Origin of the sequence: Paenibacillus aurantiacus, from assembly GCF_042431225.1 — a bacterium.
Classification (GTDB): Bacteria; Bacillota; Bacilli; order Paenibacillales; family Paenibacillaceae; genus Paenibacillus_Z; species Paenibacillus_Z aurantiacus.
Genome location: NZ_JBHMDO010000055.1, coordinates 66,497 through 82,482 on the forward strand (window position 1 = coordinate 66,497; position 15,986 = coordinate 82,482).

General features: G+C 59.7%; 18 protein-coding genes. 12 read left to right on the top strand and 6 right to left on the bottom strand.

The genetic code is table 11. From position 1 onward, the window contains the following. The first annotated feature begins 111 nt into the window (after positions 1 to 111). A complete protein-coding gene (locus tag ACFFSY_RS34105) occupies positions 112 to 249 on the top strand; it encodes a hypothetical protein (protein WP_377502925.1) in 138 nt (45 codons plus the stop codon). Between the two features lie 116 nt (positions 250 to 365). Here the strand turns inward: ACFFSY_RS34105 and ACFFSY_RS34110 are convergent, their stop codons facing one another. The 4 genes from ACFFSY_RS34110 to ACFFSY_RS34125 form a co-directional block, all read right to left on the bottom strand. Continuing rightward, positions 366 to 1,613, bottom strand: coding sequence for an NAD(P)/FAD-dependent oxidoreductase (locus ACFFSY_RS34110; protein WP_377502927.1), 1,248 nt, complete (start codon positions 1,611 to 1,613; stop codon positions 366 to 368). A gap of 44 nt (positions 1,614 to 1,657) precedes the next feature. Next, entirely contained in the window at positions 1,658 to 2,902 is a 1,245-nt protein-coding gene (locus tag ACFFSY_RS34115) for an NAD(P)/FAD-dependent oxidoreductase (RefSeq protein ID WP_377502929.1), read from the bottom strand. A gap of 137 nt (positions 2,903 to 3,039) precedes the next feature. Next, on the bottom strand, positions 3,040 to 3,243 hold the full coding sequence (locus ACFFSY_RS34120) for a hypothetical protein (protein ID WP_377502931.1): 204 nt from the start codon (positions 3,241 to 3,243) through the stop codon (positions 3,040 to 3,042). Next, positions 3,227 to 3,628 (bottom strand): YtxH domain-containing protein, encoded by a 402-nt coding sequence (locus ACFFSY_RS34125; protein WP_377502933.1) that lies wholly within the window; start codon positions 3,626 to 3,628, stop codon positions 3,227 to 3,229. The genes ACFFSY_RS34120 and ACFFSY_RS34125 overlap by 17 nt, the downstream gene beginning before the upstream one ends. 226 nt (positions 3,629 to 3,854) lie before the next feature. Between ACFFSY_RS34125 and ACFFSY_RS34130 the strand changes: the two genes are divergently transcribed. The 3 genes from ACFFSY_RS34130 to ACFFSY_RS34140 all read left to right on the top strand — a co-directional run bounded on the left by ACFFSY_RS34130 (position 3,855) and on the right by ACFFSY_RS34140 (position 5,689). Continuing rightward, a complete protein-coding gene (locus ACFFSY_RS34130; protein WP_377502935.1) occupies positions 3,855 to 4,019 on the top strand; it encodes a DUF1328 family protein in 165 nt (54 codons plus the stop codon). A 70-nt stretch (positions 4,020 to 4,089) separates the two neighbouring features. Continuing rightward, positions 4,090 to 4,494 carry a YflT domain-containing protein gene (locus ACFFSY_RS34135; RefSeq protein ID WP_377502937.1) on the top strand — a complete coding sequence of 135 codons (405 nt, stop codon included), beginning with the start codon at positions 4,090 to 4,092 and terminating at the stop codon, positions 4,492 to 4,494. Between the two features lie 109 nt (positions 4,495 to 4,603). Then, positions 4,604 to 5,689, top strand: a complete 1,086-nt coding sequence (locus ACFFSY_RS34140) for an AI-2E family transporter (protein ID WP_377502939.1) — start codon at positions 4,604 to 4,606, stop codon at positions 5,687 to 5,689. A gap of 21 nt (positions 5,690 to 5,710) precedes the next feature. On the opposite strand, the gene ACFFSY_RS34145 is transcribed toward ACFFSY_RS34140, so the two are convergent. Next, entirely contained in the window at positions 5,711 to 6,571 is an 861-nt protein-coding gene (locus ACFFSY_RS34145) for an AraC family transcriptional regulator (RefSeq protein ID WP_377502941.1), read from the bottom strand. A gap of 201 nt (positions 6,572 to 6,772) precedes the next feature. Between ACFFSY_RS34145 and ACFFSY_RS34150 the strand changes: the two genes are divergently transcribed. The 4 genes from ACFFSY_RS34150 (at position 6,773) to ACFFSY_RS34165 (ending at position 11,598) form a co-directional block, all read left to right on the top strand. Then, complete coding sequence (locus ACFFSY_RS34150) at positions 6,773 to 7,945, top strand: galactokinase (protein ID WP_377502943.1); 1,173 nt, start codon at positions 6,773 to 6,775, stop codon at positions 7,943 to 7,945. A 317-nt stretch (positions 7,946 to 8,262) separates the two neighbouring features. Further along, a complete protein-coding gene (gene galE, locus ACFFSY_RS34155) occupies positions 8,263 to 9,252 on the top strand; it encodes a UDP-glucose 4-epimerase GalE (RefSeq protein ID WP_377502945.1) in 990 nt (329 codons plus the stop codon). 85 nt (positions 9,253 to 9,337) lie between these two features. Beyond that, on the top strand, positions 9,338 to 10,915 hold the full coding sequence (locus ACFFSY_RS34160) for a UDP-glucose--hexose-1-phosphate uridylyltransferase (RefSeq protein ID WP_377502947.1): 1,578 nt from the start codon (positions 9,338 to 9,340) through the stop codon (positions 10,913 to 10,915). A 224-nt stretch (positions 10,916 to 11,139) separates the two neighbouring features. Beyond that, positions 11,140 to 11,598 carry a hypothetical protein gene (locus ACFFSY_RS34165; protein WP_377502948.1) on the top strand — a complete coding sequence of 153 codons (459 nt, stop codon included), beginning with the start codon at positions 11,140 to 11,142 and terminating at the stop codon, positions 11,596 to 11,598. A gap of 364 nt (positions 11,599 to 11,962) precedes the next feature. On the opposite strand, the gene ACFFSY_RS34170 is transcribed toward ACFFSY_RS34165, so the two are convergent. Further along, positions 11,963 to 12,187, bottom strand: a complete 225-nt coding sequence (locus ACFFSY_RS34170; protein WP_377502950.1) for a DUF1128 domain-containing protein — start codon at positions 12,185 to 12,187, stop codon at positions 11,963 to 11,965. A 306-nt stretch (positions 12,188 to 12,493) separates the two neighbouring features. On the opposite strand from ACFFSY_RS34170, the gene ACFFSY_RS34175 reads away from it, so the two are divergent. The 4 genes from ACFFSY_RS34175 to ACFFSY_RS34190 all read left to right on the top strand — a co-directional run bounded on the left by ACFFSY_RS34175 (position 12,494) and on the right by ACFFSY_RS34190 (position 15,962). Further along, positions 12,494 to 13,120 carry a DUF1256 domain-containing protein gene (locus ACFFSY_RS34175; protein WP_377502952.1) on the top strand — a complete coding sequence of 209 codons (627 nt, stop codon included), beginning with the start codon at positions 12,494 to 12,496 and terminating at the stop codon, positions 13,118 to 13,120. A gap of 56 nt (positions 13,121 to 13,176) precedes the next feature. Then, entirely contained in the window at positions 13,177 to 14,022 is an 846-nt protein-coding gene (locus ACFFSY_RS34180) for an alpha/beta fold hydrolase (protein WP_377502954.1), read from the top strand. 92 nt (positions 14,023 to 14,114) lie between these two features. Further along, entirely contained in the window at positions 14,115 to 14,774 is a 660-nt protein-coding gene (locus ACFFSY_RS34185; RefSeq protein WP_377502956.1) for a DUF6483 family protein, read from the top strand. Between the two features lie 12 nt (positions 14,775 to 14,786). Then, complete coding sequence (locus tag ACFFSY_RS34190; RefSeq protein ID WP_377502958.1) at positions 14,787 to 15,962, top strand: class I SAM-dependent methyltransferase; 1,176 nt, start codon at positions 14,787 to 14,789, stop codon at positions 15,960 to 15,962. The last annotated feature ends 24 nt before the right edge of the window (positions 15,963 to 15,986 follow it).

The following is a 15,986-nucleotide window of genomic DNA, read 5'->3' on the forward strand; positions in this document are numbered from 1 at the left end:
CGCCGCAACGGCAATGAAGGACGAGACGCGCGTTGTATAATTTATAGATACAAAATGTATCTATGTTGTGGTAGGATAGAAGCTATAAACCTATTAATTGGAGTGCAGCCCATGACGACAAAGGAAGCTCTGCAGCAAATTCAGGCCGATCTGCTTACGATGAGCGTAAGCGTGGAAGCGCAGATCGAACGAATCGATCGCATTCTGCAGGAGAGCGGACCGGATGGGCAGCCGCAGGAGCAAGTCTAGGAGCAGCGGCAAGGCTTGCCGGGCGCGCTTAACCCTTACATAAGACCTAGAGACAGACAGAACCACCGTCTAATCGGATACATCCGAGCAGACGGTGGTTCTTTGTGTTGGCGGCGCTACCCGAGAACGGCCGGCTGCGCATGAACGAGCGTCGGCCTGTCAAGCCGCAAGATATCCGCCACCGGATGCGGCTCTCCGCGGATAAGCGACAGCAGCAGTCCCGACCCGAGCATGCAGTAGACGTCGCCATTGCCGCCGTAGCCGAGCAGGTAATAGACGCCTTTGCGCTCGGGGTCCTCGCCGATGAATGGCAGGTTGTCCCGTGACTCCGCGAACAGCGCGTTCCACTCGTAGGCCGCGCAGGGCGTATCCGGACCAAACATCGCTTGCACTTGCTCGTAGAGGCGGCCGGTCTGCTTGCTGATCGCGGCAGGGCTGTCGTAAGGGGCGACAGCCGATTCGTCGAGACCGCCGGCGACGATGCGGCCGTCAGCGCTCGTGCGCAGGTATAGATACGGCCGCGCGGTCTCCCAGATGAGCCAGCGTTCGTGCCAGATGGCGGAAGCGTGCATCGGCTCGGTGACAATGGCGAAGGAGCGGTTCATTTTGGGTTTCACTAGACCGCCGCGAAGCTGCTCGGGTTCGTAGCCGACCGCATAGACGACATGATCGGCCTCGATCATATGACCCGCTTCCGTGCGGAGCAGGTGCTTGCCGCAGGGGAGCGTCTCGTGTTTGGCGACGGATGTATGCTCAAATACACGCAGCCCTTTATCCGCGGCCGCATCCATCACGGCATGCACGAAGCGGAAGGGATTGATTTCCCCGTCGCCATGGGTGACGATCGCCCCTGCCTTACGAAACGGGAAGCGGGCCTCGATCTGGTCTGGTCCCCACCATTCGACGTCGAAGCCATGTTTGGCAAGTGCTTCGTATTCGCGCTTAAGCTTCGGCAGATCCTGCTCTGTGCTCGCATAGTACAAGCTGCTGCGGTTGAAATATTCCACGTCTTTGCCCGTCCCGGCCGCCATGCTTGCGAGGTCACGGACTGCTTCGCGGCAGGCAAGGTGGAATCGAACGGCCGGGCCTTCCCCGATCTGCGCGATCAGATCGACCAGCATGATGTCGTTCGAGAATTGAAGCAGCCCGGTATTGGCCGACGTGCTGCCGCCGGCGACCCGCCCCCGCTCCACCAGGACCGCATCGATCCCGTTTGACGCCAGCGCATGGCCCATCAGGGCCCCGGCCATTCCGCCGCCGACGACCGCCGCGCGGACGGTGACGTTCTCCCTGAGCGCCGCGTACTCTCGCACGTTCGCAAGCGTCGTCGGCCAATAAAACGAACCGTTATGTAAATCTTTCATCGGCATGCCCTCCCACTGGCTAGGTTGCCATTCGGCCGAGGTGCTCATGCATGCAGCCGACGAGCCGGAGAAGGGCGGTCCAACCGGATCAAGGCGGCGATCGGATCGGGCTCTTCGCCGCGGATCATATCAAGCAGCAGCCGCGAGGCGAGCATGCTGTACACCGTTCCGTTACCGCCGTAGCCCAGGCAATAGTAGACGCCCGGCATGGCAGGGTCGGGGCCGATGAACGGCAAGCCGTCGCGCGATTCGCCGAACGTGGCGCTCCATTCATACGCGGGCTGCGCGGCAAGACCGGGGAACAGCGCCGACAGCTCTTGCATAAGCCGGACGGTGTGCCGGCCAATCTCCCGTGCCCCGAGCGCCGGCGCCTCGATGTCTTCGTCCAGTCCGCCGATGATGACCCGGCCGTCCGGAGTCGTGCGAAGGTACAGGTAAGGTCGCTTCGTCTCCCACATCATCCATTGCTTATGCCAGCCGCCCAAATTCGCCACCGGTTCGGTGACAAGGGCGAAGGAGCGGTGAAGCTCCGCTTTGATCAAATTGCCGCGAAGCTCCTCCGGCTCATAACCAATGGCGTAGACGACATGCTCCGCCTCAATGACGACGCCCGTATCGGTCGTAAGCCGATGAACGCCGTCGCCGGGAACATGCGAGGTGATCCCGGTATGCTCATAGACGGCCAGACCGTGCCGGACGGCTTGGTCGGCTAGCCCATGCACGAAGCGGAATGGATTGATTTCGGCGTCGCCATGCGTGACGATGGCCCCTGCTTTGCGGAAGGGAAAATGCGCCGCGATCCGTTCGGCTTCCCAAAATTCAACATCGAAGCCGTTGTGGAACAGCGCTTCAAACTCCCGGTGCAGCTTCGGGACGTCCTGCTCCTCGCTAGCATAGTAGAGGCTGCTCGTACGGCGGAACCCAACATCCAGCCGTAAGCGGGCCGCTAGCTGCTCCAACTGTTCGACCGCGCCGCGGCAAGCGCGGTAAAAATCGACGGCGCTTCCCGGGCCGACCTGCTCCATGAGATCGATCAGCATGATATCGTTGCTGAACTGCAGCAGCCCCGTATTGGCGGCCGAGCTGCCGCCTGCGATTTCGCCGCGTTCTGCCAATAGCGTGTCGATGCCGGCAGCGGCTAGGGCATGGGCGCAGAGCACGCCCGACATCCCGCCGCCGACGACGGCGACGCGAACAGTCTTGTTCTCCGCAAGACTCGGGTATCGTGTATAGTCGGGCAAGGTATCAGGCCAGTATAGCCTGCCGCCGTATAGCGTTTTGGTGGTCATCGCTCCATCTTCTCCTTCTATATCCACCTGTGTCGATTCCATTCTTATCCCCATAGGCAGCTCAAACCATCCAATCCCGGGCGCAGGATACGGCAAAAACGGACGGCTATCCGGCCGTCCGTTCCTTCCTTCATCTGCTATTCCTGAATCGGGTCCGGCACGAGACCGTCGCGTTCCAATTCGTGATTGGTCTTCATCCGCTCCATGTCACGCCCGAGCCGCCGCATATCTTCGGCATCCTGAACCATCGATCCATTCTGGACTTCGTCGACGGGACGGGAAGCGCGTCCGGCTTGACCTGCATCAACCGGCTCGATGCCATCCTTAGGACTGATAGGCATGGGAGGGTGTCGCCGTACTCGCGGTATTGCCGGTGCTTGTGGCGCTGGCACTTGGCGAGCTGCCCAATGACGGCTTGTCCTTCTCTTGATCCGCCTGTGCGTCGTTCTTCATGTTCTGGAACACGCCAGCCGTCGATTCGGCAACCGTAGCCACTTTATCGGCTGCGGCTTTCCCCATTTCATTCATGCGCTCGCGGGCAGCGGAAGCTTTGTCCGCCGCCTGGGACGCCATAAGGGAGGCCCGTTCGCGGGCGGCTGCCGTCAATTCCGACGATTTAAGTTTCAGCGACTCCCTCATTTCCTTGCCGTTCTTCGGCGTTACGAGCAGAGCCGTCACCGCGCCGATGGCGCCACCGATCAGTAGACCTTTCATTGCGTTTGCCATTGTTCGTCAACTCCTTATTTTGGAAGGTTGGATTAGAAGCGTCGCTAAGGAAGCGTCAGCATCGCTTACGACTTCTTGCCCTGTTAATAACCGGGGCGACGGGCTTTGAAACGATTGCGGCTCGTCGTTTCAGCCGGGCGGACAGGCGTTTATATGCAGGGTAGAGCGGCGGGCGGCATGAGGCTCGCCGGCCATTCACACACAATATCGAAAGGTGGAGATCTTCATGATCGGATGGGCTATCTTGTTCTTCGTTATTGCGATCGCGGCGGGCATAACCGGCTTTTTCTGGCTTGCTTCCGCGGCGGCGGCTATCGCGAAGGTGCTGTTTTTCGTCTTTCTCGTCTTATTCATCGTCTCGCTCGTGTTCGGCCGCAGAGGACGCGCATAGTGGCGGAGTAGGCGCATAACGCGGGTAAGAACGGCTAGGAGAGATAATTGCGAATAGGAGGCGAAGGACCATGGCGACGAATGTAACGAGCGCAACGAAGGTGCATACCGTCTCCACGATGCAAGAGGCGAAGGAGCAGGTGCGCAGCTTCATCGCGCAAGGTTATACGAAGGACCAGCTGTTCGTGCTCGCTCATGATAAAGACCGCACGGAGCGGCTGGCGGAGGCGACGGACACGGAGCGGATCGGGCTCGAAGAGGAGGGCGTCGTGACGGCGGTGGCGAATCTGTTCCGCTCGCGCGGCAAAGAGCTGCGGGCGAAGATGCAGTCCGTCGGCATCCGGGCGTCCGAGGCGGAACGGCTCGAGAAGGAGCTCGATCGGGACAAGATCGTCGTCATTGCTTGGGGCGGCAAGCCGTACGAGAACGACGATTACGATCCGCTCATTTCGTACTATCCGCCGTTTTTGATCTAGACCGGATAGGGCGTGCTTAGGCTCGAAACGAGCAGCAAGAAGACCGTTCACCATGGCGAACGGTCTTCTTGCCGTATGCGGGCCTTATAACGAAAAGGAGGCGTGGCGCGTGCTGCCCAACACTCGGTTTTTTCGCGCGGCGTACGGTACGATCATGCTGCTGTTGATCGTCTACCTCGTCGCCAAGGTCAGCTTTCTGTTCCGGCCCATTGCCGCGATGTTCAACATTTTGATCGTACCGTTCATGCTGGCCGGTTTCTTCTATTATTTGCTTCGCCCGATCGTGAACTATTTGACCGCGCGCAAGATGAACCGCTTCGTTGCCGTGCTGTTCATCTACTTGCTGCTCGCCGCGTTCCTTGCCATCTTCTTCATGAGCGTCTGGCCGGCGCTGGTCGCCCAGGTCGAGCTGTTCGCCGAGGAAGCGCCGCAGCTGATGGATGGATTCCGGGAGCAGCTGCTTCACCTGCAGCAGAACAGGATCGTCGAGTCGATCACATCGCCCGAGTCAGATATAACGGCACAAATTTCAGAATACGTCGGCAGGCTTGTCAATTCGGCCTCCGCGTATTTGAACAACGTCATCCAAGTGGTGACGGGCTTCGTCATTGCGGTAACGACGGCACCCTTCATTCTTTATTACATGCTGAAGGAGGGCGACGCGCTGCCGCATTATTTGCTCGGCGCCGTGCCGCGCCGGTACCGGCCGGACGGGGTGAGGGCGCTTCGGGAGATCGATGCGGCGCTCAGCGGCTTTATTCTGGGGCGGATGATCATCACGTTCCTGCTCGGCGTCATGATGTACATCGGCTTCCTCGTCATCGGTCTGCCTTACGCGCTGCTCGTGACGGTCATTGCGACGGTGCTCAACCTCATTCCATACTTGGGACCGATTCTCGGCGCGATTCCGTGCGTGCTCGTCGCCTTCACCGCTTCCCCCTCGATGGTGTTCTGGTCGCTTGTCGTGACAGTGGCCGCGCAGCAGATCGAAGGCAACCTGCTCTCCCCGCTCATCTACGGCAAGCGGATGGACGTGCATCCGCTGACGACGATCCTGCTGCTGCTTGTCGCGGGCGAAATCGCCGGCATACTTGGCATCGTGCTGTGCATTCCGTTCTATATGATCGTCAAAATCATCGTACAGCACGTGTACAACCTGTTCCTAGCCGAGAAAGTGGAGGAGCTGGTCGATTAGAGCCGGCTGCGCCAAGGTGCCTTACACGCGGCGCATTTCTTCCCGGTAAGCGCTCGGCGACATCTCGTAGAACCGCCTGAACTGCTTCGAGAAATAGAGCGCGTCCTGGATGCCGACGGAAGAGGCGATCTGCTCGATCGTCAGCTCCGGCCGCTCGCGCAGCAGCTGCCGGGCTTTGTCGATGCGCAGCTTCAAGAGGAACGTGACCGGCGTCATGCCCGTCCGCTGCTTGAACAGGCGGGACAGATAGGCGCGGTTATAGCCGAGCGTATCGGCCATCATCTCGATGGACACCGGCTCGGCGTATTGCGTGGAGAGATAGCGGATCACCTGCGAGATAAGCGCTTCGCCGTCCCCGCCTTGCCGGTCGGGCGCGGCCCCGCCTTCTCCGCCCGATGCGCCGAGCTCGGCGAGCAGCAGCTGCAGATAGCCGGCCGCGCGCAGATGCGCGACGCCGCCGCCGGCACGGAACGTCCGCTCGATGCTGCGCAGCAGCACCGCGATGCGCCGGTTCGACGCGCCGGCATGCGCCACGGGGGTAGCGCCGGTCAGGCCCGTCAAGGCGAGCAGCTCCGCGGCGTGGCGACCTTCGAACGCGATCCAGCGGTAACGCCACGGATCGCGTTCGTCGGAGGCGTAGCTGATCAGCTGCTCCGGGCGAATAAGGAACGTATGCCCCGCGCCGAGCGCGTACGTTTCGCCCCCGGCGGTGAATGTCCCGCTGCCGGAGAGGACATGATGCATGAGGTAGTAGTCGTACACTTTCGGCCCGATCCGGTGAGCGGGCTTTGTTTGGCTTTCGCCGGTAAACAAGACATACAGGTCGCCATGCGCATTCGGGACGGGGTTGGAGACTACCGTGTACGTGAACGGACGTTCCATGAGGCGCGCGCCCTCCTTTTGCCGTTTGGTCATATGAGCCCATTGTACCATAAATGCGATCAAACATCGGACAAGACTGCGGCAGTAAGTCACATATCTCCATATAACATGCACTTTGAGCCATTTCGTTCGACTTCGCATTCCGGTATACTAAACCTATCGAAAGCTTTTAAATTTGCAGATAAAGGAAAGTGGTCTTTGATGGCGAACATCCAGGAGCTTACAGCACGGTTTATCGAAATTTATGGCGGCAGCGCATCTGACGTCAAAGTCTTCCATGCCCCGGGCCGCGTCAATCTGATCGGCGAGCACGTCGACTATAACGGCGGCTACGTCTTCCCGGCCGCGCTGACATTCGGGACGACGCTGGTCATTCGCGAGCGCGACGATCAGCAGCTCGGCTTCGCGTCCACGAACTTCGACCTGCACAAAGTCCTCCCGCTGTCGCCGGTCGTATTCGACGAAGCGGACGACTGGATGAACTATCCGAAGGGCATTATCAGCACGCTTCAGCAGCAGGGCAAGACGTTCGAACGCGGCTTCGACATGCTGTTCCACGGCGAAATCCCGAACGGCGCGGGCCTGTCCTCCTCGGCTTCCATCGAGGTCGTCACGGCATACGCGGTGCAAAGCCTCGCGGGCTTCGAGACCGATACGGTCAAGATTGCGCTGCTCGCGCAGAAGTCCGAGAACGAATTCAACGGCGTGCAGTGCGGCATCATGGACCAGTTCGCGGTGGCGAACGGCCGCAAGGACCACGCGATTCTGCTCATGTGCGACACGCTCGAGTACGACCTTGTGCCGTTCAACTCGGGCAGCTACAAGCTCGTCATCGGCAACACGAACAAGCGCCGCGGCCTTGTCGACTCGGCGTACAACGAGCGCCGCGCGCAATGCGAGCAGGCCGTGGAAGACTTGAAGACGGCATTCCCGAATCTCACGCTGCTCGGCCAGCTGTCGCTCGCGGATTTCAACGCGAACGCCCATCTCATCAAGGACGAGACGGTCCGCAAGAGAGCGCGTCACGTTGTCGAGGAGATCGACCGCGTCGTCCGTTCGATGGAAGTGCTCAAAGCGAACGATCTTGCGGCATTCGGCCAGCTGATGAACGCCTCCCACGACTCGCTTCGCGACCTGTACGAAGTGACGGGCTTCGAGCTCGACGCGATGGTGGAAGCGGCGCGTCAAGTACCGGGCGTACTCGGGTCGCGCATGACAGGCGCGGGCTTCGGCGGCTGCACCGTATCGCTCGTGCACGAGGATGCAGTGGCGCGGTTCGAGGAGGAAGTCGGCAAGCGTTATAACGAAGCGACGGGGCTGACCGCGGACTTCTACGTCTGCTCGATCGGCAACGGCGTAGAGCAGCTCGTTTAAGCTTCTTAAAAGTGAGCGTTCAAAAAGTCGACGATTCAGCACCGACGTCTTGATCTGCTTCGTGATCAATTGGCGACTAATTGAACTACCTCTTAAAGTAAGCGTTCAAAAAGTCGACGATTCAGCACCGAGAAGGTGGCGAGAAGGCGAAGAAGGAGGAGCGGAGTTTAGGCAGACCTAAATGAGCACCGGACTTCAAGCCTGAACGCCAGATTCGATGCGTAAGTTACGTCTTGATATGACTTCGTGATCAATTGGCGACTAATTGAACTACCTCTTAAAAATACAAATAAAGCGATAGAGGGAGAGAGATCATAATGGCTGTATTAGTAACCGGAGGCGCGGGATATATTGGTTCGCACGCGGTGGCGGCGCTGCAGGAGCGCGGGGAAGAAATCGTCATCGTCGACAACCTGCAGCAAGGACACAAGGACGCGGTGCTGGGCGGCAAACTGTACGTAGGCGATTTGCGCGATAGCGAGTTTCTGGACACGGTATTTCGCGAGAACAGCATCGACGCGGTTATTCACTTCGCGGCCAACTCGCTCGTCGGCGAGAGCATGAAGGATCCCGGCAAATATTATCACAACAACGTCTACGGCACGCTTTGCCTGCTGGAGTCGATGAACAAGCACGGCGTGAAGTACATCGTGTTCTCCTCGACCGCGGCGACATACGGCGAGCCGGAGAGCGTGCCGATCCGCGAGACGGACCGGACGCTGCCGACGAACACGTACGGCGAGACGAAGCTGGCGATGGAGAAAATGATGAAGTGGTTCGACACGGCCTATGGCATCAAGTACGTATCGCTGCGTTACTTCAACGCGGCCGGCGCGCACGCGAGCGGCCGCATTGGCGAAGACCACAGCCCGGAGACGCACTTGATTCCGCTCGTCCTGCAGACCGCGCTCGGCCAACGCCCGCATATCTCGGTATTCGGCGACGACTATCCGACGGAAGACGGCACGTGCATCCGCGACTACATCCACGTCAGCGATCTGGCAGACGCGCACGTTCTGGCCGTCGACCGGCTGCGCAAAGGCGGCGATAGCTCGGTGTATAACCTGGGCAACGGTACGGGCTTCTCGGTCAAGCAGGTCATCGATATCGCGCGCGCCGTCACGGGCCGCGACATCCCGGCCGTCATCGAAGCGCGCCGCGCGGGCGACCCGGCGACGCTGGTCGCCTCGAGCGAACGCGCGCGCACGGAGCTCGGCTGGAATCCGACGCGCAACAAGCTCGAGGATATCATTAGCAGCGCATGGGCTTGGCATCAAGCGAATCCGAACGGCTACAACGATAAATAATCGCGCTAGGCGCAAACTCCCCGCGCGGCCGACCGCATATCGCAGACGTCGGACGCGCGCTGCAGTCTGAAAGGGGCATATACAGATGACGGAACAACATCAGACGATAACGGCAAGCGAGGCGCTGCTGCTGATCGAGCGGCTCGTCCAATTCGCGGAGCAGCGGGGGATGATCGAGCCGCTGGACCGTTTCGCGGCGCGCAATGCGCTGTTGGACCTGTTCCGGTTCACGGAGCCGCACGGCGGCGAGGTACCGGTCGAAGAGCTGCCAAGCCCGGTGATGCTGCTCGAGCCGCTGCTCGACTACGGCGCGTCGGTCGGTCTGATTCAAGGCAACACGACCACGTTCCGGGATTTGCTCGACGCCAAGATCATGGGACTGCTCATGCCGCGCCCGTCCGAGACGGCGGCCCGCTTCGCGAGTCTTGCGCAAGAAGGAGGAGTCCAGGCGGCGACGGACGACTTCTACCGGCTGAGCATCGATTCGAACTATATTCGCATGGACCGCATCAACAAGAACCAATACTGGCGGCAGCCGACCGAATACGGCAGCCTGGAGATTACGGTCAACCTCTCCAAGCCGGAGAAGGATCCGAAGGAGATCGCGCTGCTCAAGACGATGGCGCCAAGCAGTTATCCGAAGTGTCTGCTCTGTGCCGAGAACGTCGGCTACGCCGGACGAGCCGATCATCCGGCGCGGCAGAACTTGCGGGTCATTCCGCTTGCGCTGAAGGGCGAATCGTGGTTCTTCCAATATTCGCCGTACGTTTATTACAACGAGCACAGCATCGTATTCCGCGCCGAGCATACGCCGATGCGGATTTCGTCGGACACGTTCGCGCGGCTGCTCGATTTCGTCGAGCAGTTCCCGCATTACTTCATTGGTTCGAACGCGGATTTGCCGATCGTCGGCGGTTCGATTCTGAACCACGACCACTTCCAGGCGGGCCGTCACGTGTTCCCGATGGAGACCGCGCCGGTCGACGCGGTATTCGCGGATGCGCAGGCGCCAGGAGTCCGGTTCGGCACAGTCGCGTGGCCGATGTCGGTCGTCCGGCTCAGCGGCGCGGACAAGGCGGAAGTGTTGGCCGCGGCCGAGCGCATGCTGGCGGCTTGGCGCGCGTACAGCGATCCGCAAGCGGATATTTTCGCGTTCACGGACGGTCCGGACGGTTCCGTGCCGCATAACACGATTACGCCGATCGCGCGCCTGCGGGACAATGGCGAATACGAGCTGGATTTGGTGCTGCGCAATAACCGGACGAGCGAAGAGCACCCGGGCGGCATTTTCCATCCGCACCAACCGCTGCATCATATCAAGCAGGAGAATATCGGCTTGATCGAAGTCATGGGCCTTGCGGTGCTGCCAGGCCGATTGAAGACGGAGCTGGAGGAGATCGCGCTGCTGCTCACCGGCGGTAAGGCGTACGATCCGTCCGCGGTCGCGGGAGGTCCGCTTGCCAAGCATGCGGCATGGATCGAATCGATGCTGCGCGAGCATGGCTCGGCGCTGGCGCCGGATGCGGCGGCGGACGTGCTGCGAGATGAAGTCGGACGCAAGTTCCTCGACGTGCTGAAGGATGCGGGGGTATACAAGCGTACGGCGGAAGGCCGGCAGGCGTTCGCACGGTTCCTGCAATCGATGGGGATGACCGCGCAATAGATTTGCCGCGCGAAGCGCCAAAAAGACAGTTGGGCACGAATCGGAGCATCGGTTCAGCCCAAACTGTCTTTTTTTGAACCGATTTTCAGTGAGAACAAGTGATCGGAAAAAAGCAATCATTTATTATAAAAAATAATGGAATTTATTATAAATAAAAAAAAGGAAATGAATCCTTCGCATCGAATACCGAAACGACAAGTTCTTTTAACGAGGAGGTAATTTTGGTGTCAATCTCGATCGTGGCTCTCGATGATTTTCTCAAGCTGTCGGCAGACGAGCAGGTGGAGAAGCTGAAGCAGTACAAAATCGATTACACGCTGAAGGACATTCGCGAGGTATGGGGCTTTAAGCATTCCGCCCAGTACTACATGCTGCTGAAGAAGCTCCGTATTTACGAGCGGGTAGTCAATAAGTCGGATAAGTTCTACCCCGAACAGCTTCTCCCTTCGCGCAACGGCTTCAATGCCGGCTACACGTACACCTCGACTTCGCGGAAGACGCCGGCCGATCAGTTCGCCTACGAGCTCAACGTGACGCTGAGCGGACCGGAATTGGCGGACAAATTGGAGCGTTTGGCGCATTTTCTGAAGGGTGAGCAGAAAGAAGTGACAATCAAGCTGTCGATCGCGGCCGATCATGCCTCGGACGAATTGGCGGATGACGCGGAAATGGAAGACATCTAATTTTTCACCTTCGCGCTTTACCGAGACAACGCATCTAAGCTTTAAGTCTTAAACAAGTAGACGCAACACAGCATTGCGGTCGTAAAATGGCAGCCGGACTAACCGGAGTTTCCTCTTCCTCTATTCGCCCTCGTCGTTCTCTGGCTGGTTCGGGCCTCCGCATTGCGATCCGACACCGTCCGACAGGACTGCCACCCCACTCTTGGCGATACTACGGGAGACCGATCCGTTCCTATGAAAAAAGACGCGCGAGAGCGCTTCGCTCTTGCACGCCTTTCCTAGATTACAAGCATTTTATAAGCGGGATGAAACGCTCCGCCGCTTCAAGACGGCGGCAGCCAAGCCGCCATGACTCATCTTAGGCTTACTTGCGCAATTGGCCAAGCTCCGAGACGAGCGCTTCCACTTCGCTGATGCTGAACTTCTCCTTGCTCGCGACGACCTCATACAAATCCTTGATATCCTCGTAACGCCCAACGGAAAAGCTCGATGCCTGCATCGCGGCGGCCGTAGCCATCCGAAGTTTGGTCTTGATCTCTTCAATCATAAATTCCACGTTCTCTTGCGTAGGCTCGTTCAGGTTCTTCATGCCGGGACACATCCTTTGTCTTATCGCTGTCCGTATTGTACCATGCGGCCCGTCTGCCCGCCACATAAGCGGTTTGAGCAGGAGGGGGAATTGGAGTACAATTTAAATTGAGCGTTCAAAAAGTCGACGATTCAGCACCGAGAAGGTGGCGAGAAGGCGAAGAAGGAGGAGCGGAGTTTAGGCCAACCTAAATGAGCACCGGACTTCAAGCCTGAACGCCAGATTCACTGCCGAGCTACGTCTTGATCTGTCTCGTGATCAATTGGCGACTTTTTGAACTGCCTCGGCGGTAAGGGGGGACGGACGATGAGAAGCAAGGCGAAGGGGCGCAGCGGCCCGGAGCAAGGCAGAACGGCTTGGCAGCGTGCCGATCTCGCGGGATTGCGGCTGTTTCTAAGCGACATTGCGGCTCGGCATCCGGACCCGGAGGGGCTCGCCATCGTATGCATCGGCACGGACCGCTCGACCGGGGACAGCTATGGCACTTGGGTCGGCACGCTCCTGGCGGAGCGCGGCTGGAAGAACGTCGTCGGCACGCTTGCTGCGCCATGCGACGCGGAACATTATGGCGTGTTGACGCAATCGCTGCCGCAGGAGCGGGTCGTTATCGCCGTCGATGCCGGCCTTGGCAAGGCGGACGGCGTTGGCGGATTCCTCGTCGCGGCAGGTCCGCTCTATCCATCCCGGGCCACGGGCGGGCAGCTAGCCCCCGTCGGAGATTACAGCATCGGCGGGATTGTTGGTCCGCTTAGCGCCAAGCCCTATTGGAGCTTGCAGCGAGCGTCGCTGTACCAGGTGATCGGAATGGCGCGGGATACGGCAGAGGCGATCAGTCAAGCGTGGGGAATTTCTCCAGCGGGGGATAACGGAGAGGTGTCGGATTATCCGTCGGATACGAGGCTGGTCCGATTCATGATGGAGCCTGAACGGTGAATGAAGAATACGATCGACTTCTTAATCTACTATTATTCGTAAAGGGCGTGTTATAGATGACAGCTGTAACCATTGCCAACCGCCAGACCGAGCTTGCGAACGGACTGAAGATCGCTTACTACGATTCCGGCGACAAAGAAGGCGTGCTGCCGCAAGGCGCCGCCGCGGTGCTGCTGCATGGCTTCTGCGGCAGCTCGGCTTATTGGGAAGACGTGCTCCCGCTGATCGGCGGCTTGGGCCGCATCATCATTCCGGACCTGCGCGGCCACGGCTTGAGTTCGGCGGCAAGCGAGGAAGTCTACGCGATGGAGTCGTTCGCGGACGATCTCGCGGAGCTGCTTCGTCAGCTGTCGGTCGAACGCGTCTGCCTGTTCGGGCATTCGCTCGGCGGCTACGTGTCGCTCGCATTCGCAGAGAAGCATCCGGACAAGCTGGAGTCGTTCGGCTTGATCCACTCCACGTCGCTGCCCGACAGCGATCAGGCGAAGATCGGCCGCGACAAGGCGGTGAACACGATCAGGACCGAGGGCATCGAGACGTTCGTGAACGGGCTCGTGCCGAAGCTGTTCGCGCCGGAGCATATTGAGACGATGGAGAAGGCTTTGAAGCGCGTGACCGCAATCGGCTATGCGACTTCGCCCGAGGCGGCGGCCGCGACCGCGCTCGGCATGAAGTCGCGCAAGGACCGCCGCAGCGTACTGGAGAATTTGGAAGTGCCGCGCCTGCTCGTGGCCGGCTCGGAGGACGGCGTCATTCCCGCCAAGAACACGTTTACGTCGGAAGGGAAGAACGTCTCGCAAGTGCTGCTCAGCGGCTCGGGTCATATGAGCATGGTCGAGTCGCCGGCCGAGCTCGGCAATCGCATCTCGGCCTTCGTCCGCCATTTGTACGTGAAGAAATAATAAAAGGGGCCGCCGGCCGAGCGGGTGACCGTATGACGGCGGCGGCTCCTCGCTTGTGAATAAGGGCCGCAGCGCCGCGGGGAGAGAGAAACGTGTTCCAACGGGATTATTTTATGCGCATGATCGAGCAGATCGGGGAAGTCAGCGGCGTGCTGCTCGGATTGCGCCGGGAGAAGAAGCAGGAGGAGGCGCTGCAGATCATCGATGAGCAGCTCGACAAGCTGTTTCGGATGAACGGCAAGCTGATCCGCTCGCTCTCGGATACGGATCTTATCCGGATGATGTCGCGCAGCGGCGTTGTCGAGACGGCGAACGTGCAGGGCATCGCGCTGCTGTTGAAGGAAGAAGGACAGCTGCACGAGGAGCTGGAGGATGAGGAAGCGGCTTACGCCTCCCGGCTGAAGTCGCTTCATCTGTTCGCGCGGATGGCGCTGCTGGACGCACCGCCGCTGGCGAAGCCCGCTTCCGAGGAAGCGGAGGAGCTGGTCGCGCTGCTGGCGCCTTACGAGCTGCCGCCGGCAACGAAGAAGCTGCTGGCGGAGTTTTACGAGGCGCACAGCCGGTTCGACAAGGCAGAGGATGTTCACTATGAATTGATGGAGGACGGCGAGCTGCCGCGGTCGGAGACCGAGGCATTCTATCGTCGTCTTCTTCTGCTGCCAGAGGATACGCTGCGAAGCGGCGGCGTGACGCGGGAGGAAGTGGGCGCGGCGCTGGCGCAGTTGGAACGGCATGAAGAAGCGAGGAGCTGAACGAGACTCACGATGGATACATGGATAACGGATATTCGGGAAGCGGTAGCGGCAGGACGGCTGCTGCAGGCTTCCTTCAGTCAACTTAGACGCAAGGACGGCGACGCGCCGCCGAAGACCGCGGTGCGGCCGATCGAGCTGCGCGGCAGCCGGTATTACCAATTCGAATACCACTTTCCGACGAAGGTCACGCATGAGAACGTGCCGGAAGCCGAAGCGGCGGAACGTCTCGCCGATTGGCTTCAGCTTCATTATCGCCAGGCGCTGCTCAAGACCGTGGAGGCGGATATTCAAATTTTGTTCAACAAGAAAGGCAAGGCTGCCGTGCTGCGCAAGCCGCCGACAGCCAAGAATGCGGCGGCGCCGCTGGCGCACAACCGTCAGAAGCAGCGGGTGATCCAGGAAGGGACGGCGGCGCCGTTTCTCGTGGAGCTGGGCATCATGACGAAGGACGGTCAAGTCGCCGCCAAGAAGCAGGATAAATACCGCCAGATCAATCGGTTCCTTGAGATGGTTAGCGACGTGCTGCCCGAGCTGCCGACGGACCGGGAGATTAAGATTGTCGATTTCGGCTGCGGGAAGTCGTATTTGACCTTCGCGCTGTACCACCTGCTCGCGATCGAGCAGCAGCGGCCGATCTCGGTCATCGGTCTGGATCTGAAGGAAGACGTCATTGCCTTCTGCACGGAGCTGGCGGAGAAACTGGGTTATGACCGGCTCAAATTTCAGGTTGGCGATATCGCGGATTTTAATGAACTGTCCAAAGCCGATATGGTCGTGACGCTGCATGCCTGCGACACCGCGACGGACGCGGCGCTGGCCAAAGCGGTCGGATGGGGAGCGTCGGTCATTTTGTCGGTGCCATGCTGTCAGCACGAGCTGTTCAAGCAGGTGAAGAACGACACGCTCGCTCCGCTGCTGTCGCATGGGCTGCTCAAGGAGCGGTTCAGCGCGCTGGCGACCGACGCGGTGCGCGCGCAGCTGCTCGAAGTCATCGGCTACAAAGTGCAGCTGCTCGAATTCATCGACCCCGAGCATACGCCCAAGAACCTGCTCATCCGGGCAACGGCCAGCGGAAGCAAGGCTGGTGCGCGCAAATGGGAGGAGTATGTCGCATTTCGGGATGGACTGAACCTTTCGCCCTATCTGGAAACCGCGCTTGCGGAACGTCTTGCCGCTTACAAGTAATCCATTGTAACTAGGTAACTAGTA